The sequence below is a fragment of the Polaribacter sp. 2405UD43-2 genome (assembly GCF_058147125.1).
Genome location: NZ_JBYVJX010000004.1, coordinates 300820 through 317550 on the forward strand (window position 1 = coordinate 300820; position 16731 = coordinate 317550).

Below are 16731 nucleotides of genomic sequence, written 5' to 3' on the forward strand. Positions count from 1 at the left end.
TTATAAAGGGAATGATTTATTTTTGTGAAATGCAGCAAAAAAATGTAATAATTGGCGGCCCCGGAACTGGTAAAAGTTCTGTTTTAAATGAACTCATAAAAAGAAACTATTTCTGTATGCCAGAGGTTTCTAGAGAAGTTATTTTAAAAGCTAAAAAACAAGGAATAGACCAATTATTTTTAACTAAACCTCTTTTATTTAGCCAAATGCTGCTAAAAGGAAGAATAGAACAATATATAACTGCCAGTAAAAATGATGCTGAAATTGTTTTTTTTGATAGAGGAATACCAGATGTACACGCTTATATGGATTATTTTAACACTCAATATCCAGTCACATTTATAGAAAAAAGTAAGACTTATAAATACCATAAAATCTTTCACTTTTCTCCATGGAAAGAAATTCATATTACAGATAACGAACGTTATGAAAGTTTTGATGATGCTGTAATTATCGATAAATTTTTAATTAAAGCTTATTCAGAATTAGGATATTCAATAATTAATGTTCCTTTTGGTTCAATTAAAAACAGAACTGATTTTATTTTAAACTCACTTAAATGTGAGTTATGATTTTACCCAAAGAAATTTTAAAAAAATATTGGGGATTTTCTAATTTTAGACCCAGCCAAGAAGAAATAATTTCTAATGTTTTAGAACAAAATGATGTTATTGCACTATTACCAACTGGTGGCGGAAAATCTATTTGTTTTCAAATTCCGGCATTGGCAAAAGACGGAATTTGCTTAGTTATTTCTCCGCTAATTGCTTTAATGCAAGACCAAATAGAGAATTTAAAAAACAAAGAAATTAAAGCAACCTCTATACCTTCTGGTTCTTCTCAAGATGAAATAATAACCCTTTTTGATACTATAAAATTTGGAAACTATAAATTCCTTTATATTTCTCCAGAAAGATTACAAGCTACTTTTATTCAGCAAAAAATAAAAGAATTAAACATCAATTTAATTAGTATTGATGAAGCTCATTGTATTTCAGAATGGGGACACGATTTTAGACCTTCTTACAGAAATATTAAAATTTTAAGAGAACTAAAGCCTAATGTTAATTTTATTGCGTTAACAGCCACAGCAAACAAAAAAGTATTAGAAGATATTTCTAAAAACTTAGAATTACAAAGCCCTAAAATTTTTAAAAATTCTTTTTCTAGAAAAAATTTAGCGTATCAAATTTTTAAAGTTGATGACAAATTACAACGTTTAATTCAGATATTTAATAAAACAAAAACGCCAACTATTGTTTATGTAAATTCAAGAAAAAAGACCAAAGAAATTGCTAACTTTTTAAATCATAAAGAATTTAAAAGTTCTTTTTATCACGGAGGATTAACTTCAGATGAAAAGCAACAAGCTTTTAATAATTGGATGACCGAAAAAACACCTATAATTGTTGCTACAAATGCTTTTGGTATGGGAATTGACAAAGCAAATGTTGGTTTAGTAATTCATTTAGATTTACCAGCAAGTATAGAAAATTACGTTCAAGAAACAGGAAGAGCTGGCAGAAATAATAAAAAATCTTTTGCCGTTTTATTATTTAATACAAATGATTTATTACTATTTAAAGAAAGGCTAGAAAAAACATTATTAAGTATCAAAGAAATTAAAGAAATCCATAAAAAGTTATATCAAAATTTTAGAATTTCTTTAGGCGAATTAAACACGAATTCTTTTCAATTTAATCTTTTAGAATTTTGCAAAAAATATAATTTTTCGGTTTTAAAAGTAGATGTAGCTCTTAAAATTTTATCTAACAATGGTATCCTAGAAATCAACAATCATTTCAATAAAAAATCGACTCTACAATTTATTGTAAATAGTAAAACTGTTTTAAACTATTTAGATAATAATTCGCATTTAAAAAAGTTTGTCCAATCAATTTTAAGATCTTACACAGGTATATTTGAACAAGAAACTAAAATTAACGAATTTTTTATTGCCAAAAAAACAGGAATTACCACCCAACAAGTTTTTGCAAATTTTAATCGTTTGCAAGATGACAATATCATAAAATTTAATCCTGTAAAAAGTAATGTAGAATTGCATTTTTTACAACCCAGAGAAGATGATATTACTATTAATAGAGCTGCAAAAGCAATGAAAGCATTTATAGTTCAGAAAAAGAAAAAAGCAGAAGATTTAGTGGGTTTTGTAAATAACAACAAGATTTGTAGAAGTATTCAAATTTTACATTATTTCGATGAAATAAAAACAGAAAAATGTGGTGTTTGTGATGTTTGTATTTCTAAGAAAAAAATTGATATTAAAAATTTATCATCAGAAATAATTCAACTTTTAAAAGAAAAGAAAAGTTTAACATCATCAGAAATTAGTAATCTTATTTCTGTTAATGAGAACGTCATTTTAATACATTTGCGCCAATTATTATCAGATAATACAATCACAATAAATTATCAAAACAAATATCAAATAAACATATAATTATGAAAGACTTACGCATTGTTTTTATGGGAACTCCAGACTTTGCTGTTACTATTTTAAAACATTTAGTAGCGCATAATTATACTATTGTTGGTGTAATTACAGCAACAGACAAACCTGCAGGCAGAGGAAGAACACTAAATGAATCTGCAGTTAAAAAATATGCAGCATCCATAAATTTACCAATCCTTCAGCCTAAAAATTTAAAAAATCGAGATTTTCATAAAGAATTAAAAGAACTTAAAGCAGATTTACAAATTGTGGTTGCTTTTAGAATGTTACCAAAAACAGTTTGGCAAATGCCAAAATATGGTACTTTTAATTTACACGCTTCTTTACTGCCAGCATATAGAGGTGCAGCTCCTATTCATTGGGCAATTATTAATGGAGAAACAAAAACAGGCGTCACTACTTTTTTTATTGATGATAAAATTGATACTGGAGAAATTATTCTACAAGAAAAAATTAACATTACAAAAACAGAAACTGTGGGTAGTTTACACGATAAATTGATGTTTATTGGAGCAGAATTGGTAGCAAAAACGGTAGATTTAATTTCTTTAGAAAAAGTAGCCACAACCAAACAACCAGATTTAGAAGAAAAATTGGCGCCAAAATTAAATCCAGAAAATTGCAGAATAGATTGGTCTGATTCTTTAAATAATATCTATAATAAAATTCGCGGATTAAATCCTTTTCCTGCAGCTTGGACTATTATTAAAAATGATGATGAAGAAATTTCTGCAAAAATTTATGCCGTAAGAAAGCAAGAAGAAAAACATTCTTTTACTATTGGAAAAATACTAGCAACCAAAAAAGAATTAAAAGTTGCTGTACCAAAAGGTTATATAATTATAGATGAAATTAAGTTATCTGGTAAGAAAAAAATGGATGTCAAAAGTTTATTAAATGGTTATCGTTTTTCTTTAAAAGCCAAAGTCTTGCAAAGCCTTTAATAGCAAGGATTTTATAAGTTTTTTATTTTTTCAGTCACCTTTATTAACAATTTACTATCATTTATTAACAAAAAGGTGCTTTTTTAGCCTTCAAATTTGCACAAACCCTTATTCCGTCTATATTTGTTAAGCTTTTAAGCAAAAAAAATAATTATCAATTTAAATTTTAAAATCTATTTATTATGAACAAGTCAGATTTAATCGATGCAATGGCTGCAGATGCAGGAATTTCTAAAGCTGCTGCTAAGAAAGCATTAGAATCTTTTACAGGTAACGTAACTTCAGCTTTAAAAGGTGGTGGTAAAGTTGCTTTAGTAGGATTTGGTACTTTCTCTGTTTCTAACAGAGCTGCAAGAACTGGTAGAAATCCTCAAACTGGTAAGACTATCCAAATTGCTGCTAAAAATGTTGCAAAATTTAAAGCTGGTGCTGGATTAAGCAACGCTGTAAACTAAGACTTTTTTAGTTTTAAAGTATATTAAAAACTCTCTTTTTAGAGAGTTTTTTTTTATTTAGTTAATTTTTTCTATATTTAAGAAACATTAAAACCCTAACATTGAAACCGCATAAAGGAAAATTATTAATTGCAGAACCCACTATTTTAAATGACAGCTCTTTTAACAGAACTATTATTTTATTAACTGAGCATACTGCTAATAATTCTGTTGGTTTTATTTTAAATAGACCTTTAAATTATACGGTTAATGATTTATTACCTGAATTAGATTGTGCTTTTCCAATTTATCAAGGAGGTCCTGTAGAACAAGATAATTTATATTTTGTGCATAGAGTTCCGGAATTAATTCCTGACAGTATTGAAGTCGAAAAAGGGATTTATTGGGGCGGTAATTTTGATTCTTTAAGAGATTTGCTCAACAAAAATGAAATATCTACCACAGAAATTCGCTTTTTTTTAGGTTATTCTGGTTGGAGCAAAGATCAGTTAGATGATGAAATGAATCAGAATTCTTGGTTTGTAGGAGAAAATGATTTTGAAAATATTTTATCTATGGATGAAGAAAATCTATGGAAAAACAAATTACTACAAAAAGGTGGAGATTATAAACTTTGGGCAAATGCACCAAGTGATTTTAATCTAAATTAAATACCTGCAATTTGTAATATATTTAAGTTACTGGCTAACTTCTTGCTAAAATCTACTTTAAAAGCTTTCTTTTTATAATTTGTAACTGGTTGCACGCCAACTATTGCATTTGTAATAAAAACTTCATCCGCCTTTTGAATTTCGAAAGGAGAAATAGAAGTTTCTTGAAGAATAAACTCTTTATTTCTTGTTAAGATTTCAATTATTTTTTTTCTAACGATTCCTTTTATACACCCTTCAGTTAAAGCAGGTGTTTTTACAACATTGCCTTTTACAATAAAAATATTACCATTAGTAACTTCTACAACACCTTTTCTTTCATTTAATAGCACACAATTATCTATATCATTTTCATCAGCAAAAATACTTGCTAATGTATTCAACATTCTGTTGTTGGTTTTTAAGGTTGATAAAAGCCCGGAATAATTATAAAAATCTTTATACAAATCTAATCTGTAGATTTCTTTTGTTTGGTATGTGTTTTCTTTTACTTCTATAGTATAATCTATTTCGTTTGTTTTTGGAATGTATAAACCACCTTCTTTTCTAAAAATATTTAAACGAACTCTATAAGAAGTAAATTTTTCTTGAACTGCTGCTGTTTTAAGGATTTCTTTTTCTAAAAATTCTAAGGTAAATTTCATCGGAATTTTCATACGCAACATTCTCATAGAAGCCATTAATCTAAAATAATGGTCTTCCCAAAAAACAACTTTATTATTGATGATTTTAATGGTTTCAAAAATACCATCACCATATTTAAAAGCTCTGTTTTCTAAAGAAATTTTTATGTTTTCTGGTTGTAATAAATTGCCATTAAAATTAATCATACTTTAAAATTTTAGAGTTGCAAAATTACTATAATTAAAAAGATTTGGGTATAAAAAAACTCAACAAAATGTTGAGTTTATATTTTTATGAAAACTAAAATTAAGCACCTATTGTATGTTTTAATTCTTCTATTTGATTTTCCCATAATTGTTTTGCTTCTTCTACTTCATCTTCATCATCAGCAAAATCGGTAACAATTAAAGAAACATCTTTGGTTAGTGCATCAACTTGTATTCTTATTTCAAAAAAGCTATCATCATCTTTGCTTTCTAACCATTTAAAACGAACTTTTTCATCTGGTTTTTTAGTAAGCAATTCTGCTTTTTCTTCTTCTCCTTCCCAAATAAAGCTAAAAACTTTACCTCTAGAATTTACTTTATCTGCAAACCATTCTTGCAAATTAGAAGGAGAGGAAATATACTGATATAGCATATTTGGCGATGCGTGAATAGGTATTTCTAGTTCGTATTTTACTTTATCCATTTTTTTTTACTTGGACTGACAATATAGGTATTAATTCTATTTAAAAAAAATTAAAAACACATCTTGGTAATCTTAAAAAATCAATTATATTTGCAGCCTCAAAACCTAATGGCGAGGTAGCTCAGTTGGTTAGAGCGCAGGATTCATAACCCTGAGGTCGGCAGTTCAAATCTGCTCCTCGCTACTAAAAATCTCAAACAAAAAAAGTTTGAGATTTTTTTATTTTTTTAAACTCTTATAAATAGCAATTCTTATTTTTTCTTCTGTTATCCAGCCATTAAAAGTTGTATAATCTTTCGTTATTTCTGTATTATTTTTTACTTCTTCTAAGGTTTTACTTAAATCAATTTCTCTCTGAACTCTTGATTTTAAATCAACTAGCATTTTTTATAAGCTATCAGTTCTTTTTTATTAGAAACTTTTCCATGACCTGGTAAAATTTTAGTGGTATCGTTTGCTAATAAAATCATTTTTTGAATTCCTGCTATATACCCATCAATACTTCCACCAGAATCTAAATCTATATAAGGAAACTTTCCTTGAAAATAAGCATCGCCAGTATGTAAAACATTATTATTTGTAAAATAAACCAAAGCATCTCCATCTGTATGCGCTTTATGAATATGAGAAATAAAAACAGCGTCATTATTAATATGCATCATCATATCGTTAGTAAAAGTAATTACAGGTAGTGCTTCTTTTGGTGAAGCTTTTTTGGTTCTTCCTCTAATTATTTGATCTACACTCATTCTTTTTCTAACATTTTTATGCGCTAAAATTAAAGCTCCTTCTTTTTGCATATTCTCATTTCCTCCTGTATGATCTCCATGCCAATGCGTATTTAATAAATAATTAACTGGTTTTGGAGTAATTTTTTTAATAGCCTCTAAAATTTTTGGAGTTAGTGGTGCAAACTGATCATCAATCATAAAAACAGCATCTTTACCAACAAATAAAGCAATATTTCCTCCCCTACCTTCTAACATATAAATTTGGTCAGAAAGTTTTGTGGTTACTATTTTTACCTCTTTTTTTTGACTAAATACAGTAGTCGTAATAAAAAAGAGAATGCTAAAAATTTTTATATGTTTCATGATTAATTATTTTGATATTTGTATTTATTGATGAAATATACAAACAATATATTTATAAAAACTTTTTTATGAAAGTACACATACAAATTATTGAAACAGAAAAAATACTAACAATCATTCCGTTATTAACCAAATTAAACGCTAAAACACCTTTAGAATTATTAAAAGAAAGAGTTATAGAAATTTCTAAAATTGCTAATTATGAGTGTGTAGGTTTGTATGTTGATGATAAACTAGCAGGAATTTCTGGACTTTGGTATTCTACCAGACATTATATTGGCAAAACTGTAGAGCCAGACCATGTAATTATTGATGAAACTTTAAGAGGTAAAAACCTTGGTAAACAATTCTTTAACTGGATTGATAATCACGTTAAAAATAAAGGTTGTGAAGCCATTGAATTAAATGCTTATGTAAACAACCCAAAATCGCATAAATTCTACTATAATAAAGGGTATACTATTTACGGTTTTCATTTCTTAAAAGTATTGCGTGATGACAAAAAATTTTATTAATTTTTACTGATAAAATTGTTGTAGAACTCAAAAATCATTTTATATTTGTAGCTCTTTACCACGCGAAAGTAGCTCAGTTGGTAGAGCGTCAGCCTTCCAAGCTGAATGTCGCCAGTTCGAACCTGGTCTTTCGCTCAAAAAAACCGAAACTTAAAAATTTCGGTTTTTTTTATTTTATAATTTCTTTAATTTATCACCAAAAAACAGCAAAAGTACAATTGGAATTCCAAGCGAAATAACCAAGATTTTATTTGTAGAAAATAGAGAAGGATGTAATAATAAGGTCGTTGCAAAACCACCAATTGCTCCACCTAAATGCGCAGAATGACCAATGTTGCCCAATTGCTTTTTCATCCCATAAATAGAATATAATAAATAGCCAACTCCAAAAATATAACCTGGAATAGGAATTGGAATAAAAAACAAATATAATTCCATTCCTGGATATAAAAGTATTGAAGAATACACAATGCCAGAAACTGCACCAGAAGCACCAACAGCACTATAATAAGGTTCGTTTTTATGGTATTGTAATGAATATAAACTTCCAAAAAGTAAGCTAGCAAAATAGATGATTAAAAAATCTGGTGTCCCTAAAATTCTTGCCACAATATCTCCAAATAAATACAACGCATACATATTAAACCCAAGATGCATCCAATCTACGTGTAAAAAACCAGAAGTAAGTGTTCTTATTTTTTCGCCACCTAAAATTCTACTTACTTGAAACTTATATTTATCTAAAAAAGAATAATCTTTAAACCCTTTCATAGAAACCAAAACATTGGCTATTATAATTAATAAAACTGCTTCATTTATAGTATTCATCATTTAACAAACATAACAAATCTCTTTGTCTTTACTATTTATTTTTGAAATTAAATACAGATATTTGCAACTTACAATAAGTAGTTTATGAACTTTGTAATTTTTGCAATTACTTATCCTTTTATTTGGTTGCTCTCTAGACTTCCGATGAGAATTTTATATATAAAATCTGATTTTCTTTATTTATTGATTTATTATGTTTTTCGATATCGAAAAAAAGTAGTTTTAGATAATTTAAATTTAGCTTTTCCTGAAAAATCAGCAAAAGAAAAAAAGGAAATTTCTAAACAATTTTTTAAACATTTTACAGATACATTTATTGAAACAGTAAAAGGTTTATCAATAAGTAAAAAAGAAATCTTAAAGCGATACAAATACAAAAACCCTGAGTTGGTAAATGATATTATAAAGAAAGGAAAAAGTATTGCTTTAGTAGGTTCTCATCAGGCAAATTGGGAGTGGTTAGCTTCTTTTCCTTTGGTTTTACATTGCAAAATAAATGGCGCATATAAAAGTTTAGGAAACAAATATTTTGACAAAGTTGTAAAAGATTCTAGAGAACGTTTTGGTTTTGACTGTTATGAATCGTCTAAAACAGTAAAAGCAATTTATCAAGATTATTCTAAAAAAACTCAAGGTGCCTACTTATTACTGAGTGATCAATCTCCACAATGGCACAAGGCTACTTACTGGACAAACTTTTTTGACATTAATGTACCAATTTACACAGGTGCTGAAGCACTTTCTAAAAGATTTGATTTAGCTGTTGTTTATTGGGAAACAAAAAAAATAAAAAGAGGTTATTACGAAACTGAATTTAAAACTATCACTGAAAACCCAAAAAAACTTAACGATTTTGAAATTACAGATAGATATATTGAATTTACACAAGAGGGTATTAGAAATCAGCCTGAATACTACTTGTGGTCTCACAAAAGATTTAAACATAAAGATAAATTTGATGATTGGAAACAACTAAAAATTTCTAAATCGAAAATAAAAAAGTAATTTTAAATTAAAAATACATAACAATATGCAACGCTTTGTTTTTTATATTACCTATCCAATACTTTGGTTTTTATCTTTATTACCAATGCGAATTTTGTATGTTCTATCAGATTTTTTCTTCTTTCTTTTGTATTATATTTTTGGATATAGAAAAGAAGTCATCAACCAAAACTTATTGTATGCTTTTCCTGAAAAAACAGAAAAAGAACGTAAAATTATTGCAAAAAAATTCTATAATCATTTAACAGATATTTTTATTGAAAGTTTAAAATCGCTTTCTATTTCTAAAAAAGAGGTGTTAAAACGTTATCAATATAAAAACCCAGAATTGGTAAATAAATACGCAAAAGAAGGCAGAAGTATTGCTTTAGTTGGTGCACATTTGGCAAATTGGGAATGGTCTATTAGTTTACCTCTTGTTTTAAATATAACCGTTTTTGGGGCTTATAATAAATTAAGAAATGAAACTTATGAAAAAGCCTTAAAAGATAATAGAGAGAAGTTTGGTGTTGTAGGAATGAGAACTTCTGATACCATAACAAAAATGTTAAGTAACTTTAAAAATAAGGTGCAAGGAGCATATATTCTTTTAAGTGATCAATCTCCATTAGTTGAAAAAACTTTTTATTGGACGAACTTTTTTGGTGTAAAAGTTCCTGTTCATACTGGTGCAGAAATGATATCCAAAAAATTTAATTTAGTGATGATTAATTATAGTACAAAAAAAATTAAAAGAGGTTATTATGAAACTGAATTTGAACTCATTACAGAATCACCTAAAGATTTTGAGAATTACGAAATCACTGAAAAATATTTAACAATTACAGAAGATAATATAAAAAAACAACCAGAGCTTTATTTGTGGTCTCATAAAAGATTTAAACACAAAGATCGTTTTGAAGAATGGCAAAAAATGAATAATGCTAAACAACAAAAGAAAAAGAGCTAAATTGTGTTAATACAATTTAGGTCTTTTTCTTAATTATATATTAGTAAAGACTACTTAATAATCTCCTTAATTTCATCAATAAATCTAATCGCTAAAGCGTCTGCAGCTTGTTGCGATTTTGCCTCTGTATAAATTCTGATAATTGGTTCTGTATTCGATTTTCTTAAGTGAATCCACTGTTCTGCAAAATCAATTTTTACGCCATCAATCGTATTTACATCTTCGTTTTTATAGGTTGATGCCATTGTTTCTAAAATCTTATCAACATCAATTTCTGGTGTTAATTGAATCTTATTTTTACTCATAAAATAACTTGGATAAGAATCTCTTAGTTCTTTACAAGACATTTTTTTATGTGCTAAATGCGATAAAAATAAGGCAACACCCACCAAAGAATCACGTCCATAATGAGAAGCAGGATAAATGATTCCGCCATTTCCTTCACCGCCAATTACAGTATTGGTTTCTTTCATTTTAATTACCACATTTACTTCTCCTACTGCTGATGCTGTATAGTTGCCTCCGTGTTTTTGGGTGATGTCTCTTAATGCTCTAGAAGATGATAAGTTAGAAACAGTATTTCCACCACCTAATCTACCTAAAACATAATCTGCACAAGCCACTAAAGTATATTCTTCACCGAACATAGAACCGTCTTCAGAAACAATTGCCAATCTATCTACATCTGGGTCTACAACAATACCAAAATCTGCTTTTTCTTTTACTACTAATTCTGATATATCTGTTAAGTGTTCTTTTAAAGGTTCTGGATTGTGAGGAAATTGCCCATTTGGAGTGCAATACAATTCAACACACTCTACACCTAATTCTTTTAATAAAGCTGGAATAAAAATCCCTCCAGTAGAATTTACACCATCTACAACCACTTTAAAGTTTGCTTTTTTAATTGCTTCTGTATCTACCAATTCTAAATTTAAAACTTCGTTGATGTGTTTTTCTACATACGATTTATCTTTAGAATAGGTTCCTAAATCATCTACTTCAGAAAATTCGAAATCTTCACTTTCTGCTAATTCTAAAATTTTTACACCTTCAGCTCCATTTAAAAACTCTCCTTTTTCGTTTAATAACTTTAAAGCATTCCATTGTTTTGGATTGTGAGAAGCTGTTAAAATGATACCTCCATCTGCATTTTCTAAAGGAACTGCAACTTCTACTGTTGGTGTAGTTGACAAGCCTAAATCTACAACATCTATTCCTAAACCCACCAAAGTATTGGCTACTAAACTAGAAATCATTTTACCAGAAATACGGGCATCTCTACCTATTACAACCTTAATTTCTTTTTTGTTGTTATTTCTTTCTTTGATAAAAGCTCCGTAAGCGGATGCAAATTTTACAGCATCTATTGGGGTTAAATTATCGGAAGTTTTACCGCCAATGGTTCCTCTAATTCCTGATATTGATTTTATTAATGTCATTGTAGTTTTATTAAAGTGCAAATATAATTTATTGAAGCGTAAAATTAATAAACAAATATTATTTTTTGGTTTAGAAATCTGTTATTAAAAAAGTGCGTTAGGGATTGTAGTGGAAATCCTTTTTTTGAAGAATGATAAAAAAGATTGCAACGTAAAGCCCGACCTTTAGGGAACGCAAAAAAAAAGAGTACTCAGCATTTAGTGTTTAGTGTTTAGTGTTTAGTGTTGATAACTAAAGATTGGTTTTTTAGAGAATTAAAAAAATAAATATAAGAAATTCTAAAATAAATTTAGAACAAGAAAAAGCCGTTACAAATTGCAACGGCTTTAAGATATTTAGATTTCTGGTAGAAAATTATTATTTCTTTTTGTTACCAGCTTCCATTTTCTTTTTTAAATCTGCAAGACCACCAATGTCTCCTAAGGTAGTTTTTTCTGCTTCAGCAGCCTTTTTAACAGCAGCTTTTACATTTCTTTTTTCTTGCTCTCTAAAGATAGATGTATGAGAAACAACTACTCTTCTGTATTCTTTAGAAAATTCTAAAACTACAAATTCTGCGGTGTCTCCTTTACCTAATTTAGAACCATCTTCTTTGTCTAAGAATCTTGTTGGTGCAAAACCTTCTACTCCACCAGGTAAAGTTACAGTTGCGCCTTTATCGTTCTTTTCTTTAATTGTTCCTTGGTGTTTAGAACCGATTGCAAACGTAGTTTCGTGCTCATCCCAAGGATTTTCTTGAGTTTGCTTGTGACCTAAGTTTAACTTTCTATTCTCTACATCTAATTCTAATACCTGAACTTCTAATTTTTGACCAACAGTTACAAAATCTGATGGATGTTTTACTTTCTTAGTCCAAGATAAATCTGAGATATACACTAAACCATCTATACCTTCTTCTAACTCTACAAACACACCAAAGTTTGTATAATTTCTTACAGTACCTGTATGAGTTGAGCCTACTGGATATTTAGTGGTAATATCTGTCCAAGGATCTGGGTGTAATTGTTTGATACCTAAAGACATTTTACGGTCTTCTCTATCTAAAGTTAAAATTTGAGCTTCTACTTTATCTCCAACTTTTACAAAGTCTTGTGCAGAACGTAAGTGTGTTGACCAAGACATTTCAGAAACGTGAATTAATCCTTCTACTCCTTGTTCTACTTCTACGAATGCTCCATAATCTGCTAAAACAACTACTTCACCAGTTACTTTATCACCCACTTTTAAGTCAGCACTTAAAGCTTCCCATGGATGCGCAGATAATTGCTTTAATCCTAATTGAATTCTAGATTTGTTATCATCAAAGTCTAAAATTACAACATTTAATTTTTGATCTAATTCTACCACTTCGTTTGGATGATTAATTCTAGACCAAGATAAATCTGTGATATGTACTAAACCATCAACGCCACCTAAATCAACAAATACACCATAAGAAGTAATGTTTTTTACAACACCTTCTAATACTTGTCCTTTTTCTAGTTGACCAATAATTTCTTTTTTCTGTAATTCAATATCAGCTTCAATAAGTGCTTTGTGAGAAACCACAACATTTTTAAATTCGTGGTTGATTTTCACCACTTTAAATTCCATTGTTTTCTCAACATATTGATCGTAATCTCTAATTGGTTTTACATCAATTTGAGAACCTGGTAAAAATGCTTCGATTCCGAAAACATCTACAATCATACCACCTCTAGTTCTACATTTAACAAAACCGTTAACAACTTCGCCAGTTTCGTGAGCATTATTTACACGTTCCCAAGCTTTAATTACTCTTGCTTTTTTATGCGATAATACTAACTGACCAGAAGAATCTTCTCTTTTATCAACTAATACTTCTACTTTATCTCCAACAGCTAAACCTGGATTGTAACGGAATTCGTTTAAAGAAATAACTCCTTCAGATTTAGAGTTAATATCGATAATTGCATCTCTATCCGTAATTCTGATTACAGTTCCTTCAATTACATCACGCTCGTTTACAAAACCTACAGTTCCTTCTAACGCTTTTTCGAATTCAACTAGTTTTTGTTCATCAACTTCATCAATACCTTCTTCGTATCTGTGCCAGTTAAAATCAGCTAAAAATTGTTCTGGATTTACTGTTTCTTCAACAGTTTCTGTAACTTCTGCAGTTGCAGTTTCTTGTACTTCAGTAGCAACTACTTGCTCTTCAGTTTTTTTTGTTTCTTCAGACATTTGTCTAAAATAATTTTGTATCTTATTGTTTTACAGATTTTTAACGAGTTAAACGCAAAGAGTTGTTTTTATAAATTTCTATCTTTAATTCCTTTTCTAAATCTGTTATCGTAAAAAGGAGTGCAAATTTACAAAAATCATTTGATTTTTAGCCAATTAGAATTAAATTAATTATTCTTTTTATTCTTGATACTCAAAAAACTACCTTTGCATTTTTAAAACCCCTTTTGGGTTGATTTTAATGACGATGGATAAAAAAACAAAAGATTTAGTTGATAAAGGGATTATGCTTCCGTTAATGGAAGAATTTTATACGATACAAGGCGAAGGTTCTCATACAGGAACCGCAGCTTATTTTATAAGAGTTGGTGGTTGCGATGTGGGGTGCCATTGGTGCGATGTTAAAGAAAGTTGGGACGCAAATTTGCATCCGCCAACTTTGGCAGATACCATTGTAAAAAATGTAAAAAAATATGCCAATACTGTTGTTATTACTGGTGGCGAACCTTTAATGTGGTCTATGGATTATATTACTAAAAACCTTCAAGAAAATCATATTAAAACACATATAGAAACTTCTGGAGCGTATTCTTTTTCTGGAAAATGGGATTGGTTTTGTTTATCACCCAAGAAAACAAAATTACCTTTAAAAGAAAATTATAGAGAAGCAGATGAGTTAAAAATGATTATTCACAATCAAAGTGACTTTATTTTTGCTGAACAAGAAGCTGCAAAAGTTGGTAAGAAATGTCAACTTTTTTTACAACCAGAATGGAGTAAAAAAGAAAAAATGACCGAACAAATTGTAGCGTATGTAATGAAAAATCCGAAATGGAAAATATCTTTACAAACACATAAATATTTGAATATTCCTTAATTTTTTTAGAAGCTATTTCCTGCTTTCCGCACTCGCTTTTTTTCGTTCCTCAAAAAGAGCTCAAACAAATGCTCCAATCAGGGCTAAGACTATTTAATAATTTTTAGTTAATCCTTTAATTTACTGTCAACTAAAGAGCAAATTCGCTCAAACTGTTCTTTAATTCCCATATCAGAATTGTCAAAAAGAATGGCATCATCAGCCTTTATTAAAGGAGAATCTTTTCTTGTAGAATCTATTCTATCACGTTCTTGAACATTAAAAAGGATGTCATCAAAATTTACATCATCACCTCTATCAATTAATTCTTTATAACGCCTTTTTGCTCTTTTATCAGCAGAAGCTGTCATAAATAATTTTAATTCTGCATCAGGAAAAACAACAGTGCCAATATCTCTACCATCCATAACAATTCCGCTATTTTTACCCATTTTTTGTTGTTCTGCAACTAGTTTCTTTCTTACTTCTGAAATTGTAGAAACTTTACTAACTAATTGAGAAACTTCTAAAGTTCTTATTTCTTTTTCTACATTATTTCCATTTAAAAACATTTCAGCAAAACCAAGTTTATTATTAAACTGAAAAGAAAGCGCTATTTTTTTCAAATTAGAAATAAGTTCTTTTTTATTTAAAAAGTCTTTTCCTACAAAATTATTTTGCTTAGCAAATAAAGTAACTGCCCTGTACATAGCTCCTGTATCTACATAAATATAATTATATTTTTTTGCTAGTAATTTTGCGATGGTACTTTTTCCTGTTGATGAAAATCCATCTATGGCAATAATAATATTTTTATTCATTCTATCTTCTTCTATCTAAATCTATTAGTAAACTAAAAGTACTCGCATTTGTTGCAGAGTGAAATTTAGAATACGCATAATTTAATTTAAATTTATTCATTTTAATTCCAAATCCAAAAGAAATTCCGCTAAATGTTCTAGCATTTTGCAATTTTAATTCGGCGGCTCTTCTAAAATTATATCCTAATCTAATATTAATTGCACTTTTAGGAAACAGTTCTGCTCCAATTACAAAATGACGCAAAGTATTTGCTAAAAACCCAACATTTTCTTCTGTAATATTGCCTTCTAAATCAGTAGTTCTTTCTGATGGATTCGCTACAGAAATATTCCATTTTTGTAAATTATCTATAGTTGCATACCACTTTAAAGGCACGTGTTCTAACTGATATGATCCTCCCAAAGCCAATTTAAAAGGCAGTCTTTCTCTTTTTCCGTTAAATGATTTTACTTGAGTTCCTAAATTTCTAGCAACCAAAGTAATTGTAAAAGGTTTATAAGGATTGTTATATAAAATTGCAAAATCTGTAGAAACACCAATTGAACTATAATTTGAAATATTAGAATTAATGAGTCTAATATTTGCTCCAAAATGTAAGTTTCTCCAAGGAAGTTTAAAAGCATAACCTGTAGACAATGCTATGTCACTTGCATTAAACTTTCCTGTTTCATTTCCTTTTTCATCAGCACCAATTAAAGTTCCATAATTAAGATATTTTATACTTCCATGAATTGTTCCAAATCTTCTTGAAATTGTTTTTGCATACGACAAAGAACCAATATTGATACCCGCTAAATAACTTGTATAGTTTGCAGAGAGTTTATTATCAATTTCTCCACTAATTACAGCAGGATTCCATATAGGTTGATTAACATCATCAATGAAAGTCAAAACTTCTCCTCCTAAAGCTATCTGCCTAGCAGAAGTAGATAAGTTCAAAAATTGATATACATCTTCACCACCAATTTGTCCTTTAATAGTGAAAAAAGAAAATAAACAAAAAATTATTAGAAATTTTTTATGATACATTATAAATAAACAATCAATTATAATTCAATAACGAAAATACTCCAATATATTTCAAAACCTTCAATAAAAAGTATAAAAAAACCTCATATCGATTGATATGAGGTTTAAGTTTCTGAAGATGTTTCAGAAAAAAGAAAGGCGGCGACCTA

Annotated in this window: 18 protein-coding genes and 2 tRNA genes; 11 read left to right on the forward strand and 9 right to left on the reverse strand. The window is 28.7% G+C overall.

Annotation, left to right across the window (positions count from 1 at the left end):
* The first annotated feature begins 29 nt into the window (after window positions 1-29).
* The 5 genes from ACY2RX_RS07955 (at window position 30) to ACY2RX_RS07975 (ending at window position 4522) form a co-directional block, all read left to right on the forward strand.
* A complete protein-coding gene (locus tag ACY2RX_RS07955; protein WP_490103436.1) occupies window positions 30-572 on the forward strand; it encodes an AAA family ATPase in 543 nt (180 codons plus the stop codon).
* Window positions 569-2461 (forward strand): RecQ family ATP-dependent DNA helicase, encoded by a 1893-nt coding sequence (locus tag ACY2RX_RS07960; RefSeq protein WP_490103437.1) that lies wholly within the window; start codon window positions 569-571, stop codon window positions 2459-2461. Before ACY2RX_RS07955 ends, ACY2RX_RS07960 begins: the two co-directional genes overlap by 4 nt.
* Window positions 2462-2463: 2 nt before the next feature.
* Window positions 2464-3417, forward strand: coding sequence for a methionyl-tRNA formyltransferase (gene fmt, locus ACY2RX_RS07965; protein ID WP_490103438.1), 954 nt, complete (start codon window positions 2464-2466; stop codon window positions 3415-3417).
* A 182-nt stretch (window positions 3418-3599) separates the two neighbouring features.
* Window positions 3600-3872 carry an HU family DNA-binding protein gene (locus ACY2RX_RS07970; RefSeq protein ID WP_490103439.1) on the forward strand — a complete coding sequence of 91 codons (273 nt, stop codon included), beginning with the start codon at window positions 3600-3602 and terminating at the stop codon, window positions 3870-3872.
* Window positions 3873-3973: 101 nt separating this feature from the next.
* Window positions 3974-4522: a YqgE/AlgH family protein gene (locus ACY2RX_RS07975; protein ID WP_490103440.1), complete on the forward strand. Its 549-nt coding sequence runs from the start codon at window positions 3974-3976 to the stop codon at window positions 4520-4522.
* On the opposite strand, the gene ACY2RX_RS07980 is transcribed toward ACY2RX_RS07975, so the two are convergent.
* On the reverse strand, window positions 4519-5352 hold the full coding sequence (locus ACY2RX_RS07980; RefSeq protein WP_490103441.1) for an aminotransferase class IV: 834 nt from the start codon (window positions 5350-5352) through the stop codon (window positions 4519-4521). The genes ACY2RX_RS07975 and ACY2RX_RS07980 overlap by 4 nt on opposite strands.
* Before the next feature lie 100 nt (window positions 5353-5452).
* Window positions 5453-5836 (reverse strand): START-like domain-containing protein, encoded by a 384-nt coding sequence (locus tag ACY2RX_RS07985; RefSeq protein ID WP_490103442.1) that lies wholly within the window; start codon window positions 5834-5836, stop codon window positions 5453-5455.
* 110 nt (window positions 5837-5946) lie between these two features.
* On the opposite strand from ACY2RX_RS07985, the gene ACY2RX_RS07990 reads away from it, so the two are divergent.
* Window positions 5947-6020 (forward strand) — tRNA-Met (locus ACY2RX_RS07990).
* A gap of 35 nt (window positions 6021-6055) precedes the next feature.
* Here the strand turns inward: ACY2RX_RS07990 and ACY2RX_RS07995 are convergent.
* Together ACY2RX_RS07995 and ACY2RX_RS08000 are read right to left on the reverse strand one after the other, a co-directional pair.
* The gene (locus tag ACY2RX_RS07995; protein ID WP_490103443.1) at window positions 6056-6220 is read right to left on the reverse strand and encodes a hypothetical protein; all 165 of its coding nucleotides are present in this window, start codon (window positions 6218-6220) and stop codon (window positions 6056-6058) included.
* Window positions 6214-6930 carry an MBL fold metallo-hydrolase gene (locus ACY2RX_RS08000; RefSeq protein ID WP_490103444.1) on the reverse strand — a complete coding sequence of 239 codons (717 nt, stop codon included), beginning with the start codon at window positions 6928-6930 and terminating at the stop codon, window positions 6214-6216. The genes ACY2RX_RS07995 and ACY2RX_RS08000 overlap by 7 nt, the downstream gene beginning before the upstream one ends.
* 68 nt (window positions 6931-6998) lie before the next feature.
* On the opposite strand from ACY2RX_RS08000, the gene ACY2RX_RS08005 reads away from it, so the two are divergent.
* Both ACY2RX_RS08005 and ACY2RX_RS08010 read left to right on the forward strand, forming a co-directional pair.
* Window positions 6999-7445, forward strand: coding sequence for a GNAT family N-acetyltransferase (locus tag ACY2RX_RS08005; protein WP_490103445.1), 447 nt, complete (start codon window positions 6999-7001; stop codon window positions 7443-7445).
* 62 nt (window positions 7446-7507) lie between these two features.
* Window positions 7508-7580 (forward strand) — tRNA-Gly (locus ACY2RX_RS08010).
* Window positions 7581-7619: 39 nt separating this feature from the next.
* Here ACY2RX_RS08010 and ACY2RX_RS08015 read toward each other — a convergent pair.
* Window positions 7620-8276 (reverse strand): rhomboid family intramembrane serine protease, encoded by a 657-nt coding sequence (locus tag ACY2RX_RS08015; protein WP_490103446.1) that lies wholly within the window; start codon window positions 8274-8276, stop codon window positions 7620-7622.
* Between the two features lie 84 nt (window positions 8277-8360).
* Between ACY2RX_RS08015 and ACY2RX_RS08020 the strand changes: the two genes are divergently transcribed.
* Window positions 8361-9281, forward strand: a complete 921-nt coding sequence (locus ACY2RX_RS08020; protein WP_490103447.1) for a lysophospholipid acyltransferase family protein — start codon at window positions 8361-8363, stop codon at window positions 9279-9281.
* Window positions 9282-9306: 25 nt separating this feature from the next.
* The gene (locus ACY2RX_RS08025; RefSeq protein WP_490103448.1) at window positions 9307-10230 is read left to right on the forward strand and encodes a lysophospholipid acyltransferase family protein; all 924 of its coding nucleotides are present in this window, start codon (window positions 9307-9309) and stop codon (window positions 10228-10230) included.
* Window positions 10231-10280: 50 nt separating this feature from the next.
* Here the strand turns inward: ACY2RX_RS08025 and glmM are convergent, their stop codons facing one another.
* Both glmM and rpsA read right to left on the reverse strand, forming a co-directional pair.
* Window positions 10281-11672 carry a phosphoglucosamine mutase gene (gene glmM / locus ACY2RX_RS08030; protein WP_490103449.1) on the reverse strand — a complete coding sequence of 464 codons (1392 nt, stop codon included), beginning with the start codon at window positions 11670-11672 and terminating at the stop codon, window positions 10281-10283.
* A 358-nt stretch (window positions 11673-12030) separates the two neighbouring features.
* Window positions 12031-13875, reverse strand: coding sequence for a 30S ribosomal protein S1 (gene rpsA / locus ACY2RX_RS08035; protein ID WP_490103450.1), 1845 nt, complete (start codon window positions 13873-13875; stop codon window positions 12031-12033).
* 247 nt (window positions 13876-14122) lie between these two features.
* Here rpsA and ACY2RX_RS08040 point away from each other — a divergent pair, with 247 nt between their 5' ends.
* Window positions 14123-14752: a 7-carboxy-7-deazaguanine synthase QueE gene (locus ACY2RX_RS08040; protein WP_490103451.1), complete on the forward strand. Its 630-nt coding sequence runs from the start codon at window positions 14123-14125 to the stop codon at window positions 14750-14752.
* Window positions 14753-14859: 107 nt separating this feature from the next.
* On the opposite strand, the gene cmk is transcribed toward ACY2RX_RS08040, so the two are convergent.
* A complete protein-coding gene (cmk, locus tag ACY2RX_RS08045) occupies window positions 14860-15552 on the reverse strand; it encodes a (d)CMP kinase (RefSeq protein WP_490103452.1) in 693 nt (230 codons plus the stop codon).
* 1 nt (window position 15553) lies between these two features.
* Window positions 15554-16582, reverse strand: coding sequence for a type IX secretion system protein PorQ (gene porQ, locus ACY2RX_RS08050; RefSeq protein ID WP_490103453.1), 1029 nt, complete (start codon window positions 16580-16582; stop codon window positions 15554-15556).
* Between the last annotated feature and the right edge of the window lie 149 nt (window positions 16583-16731).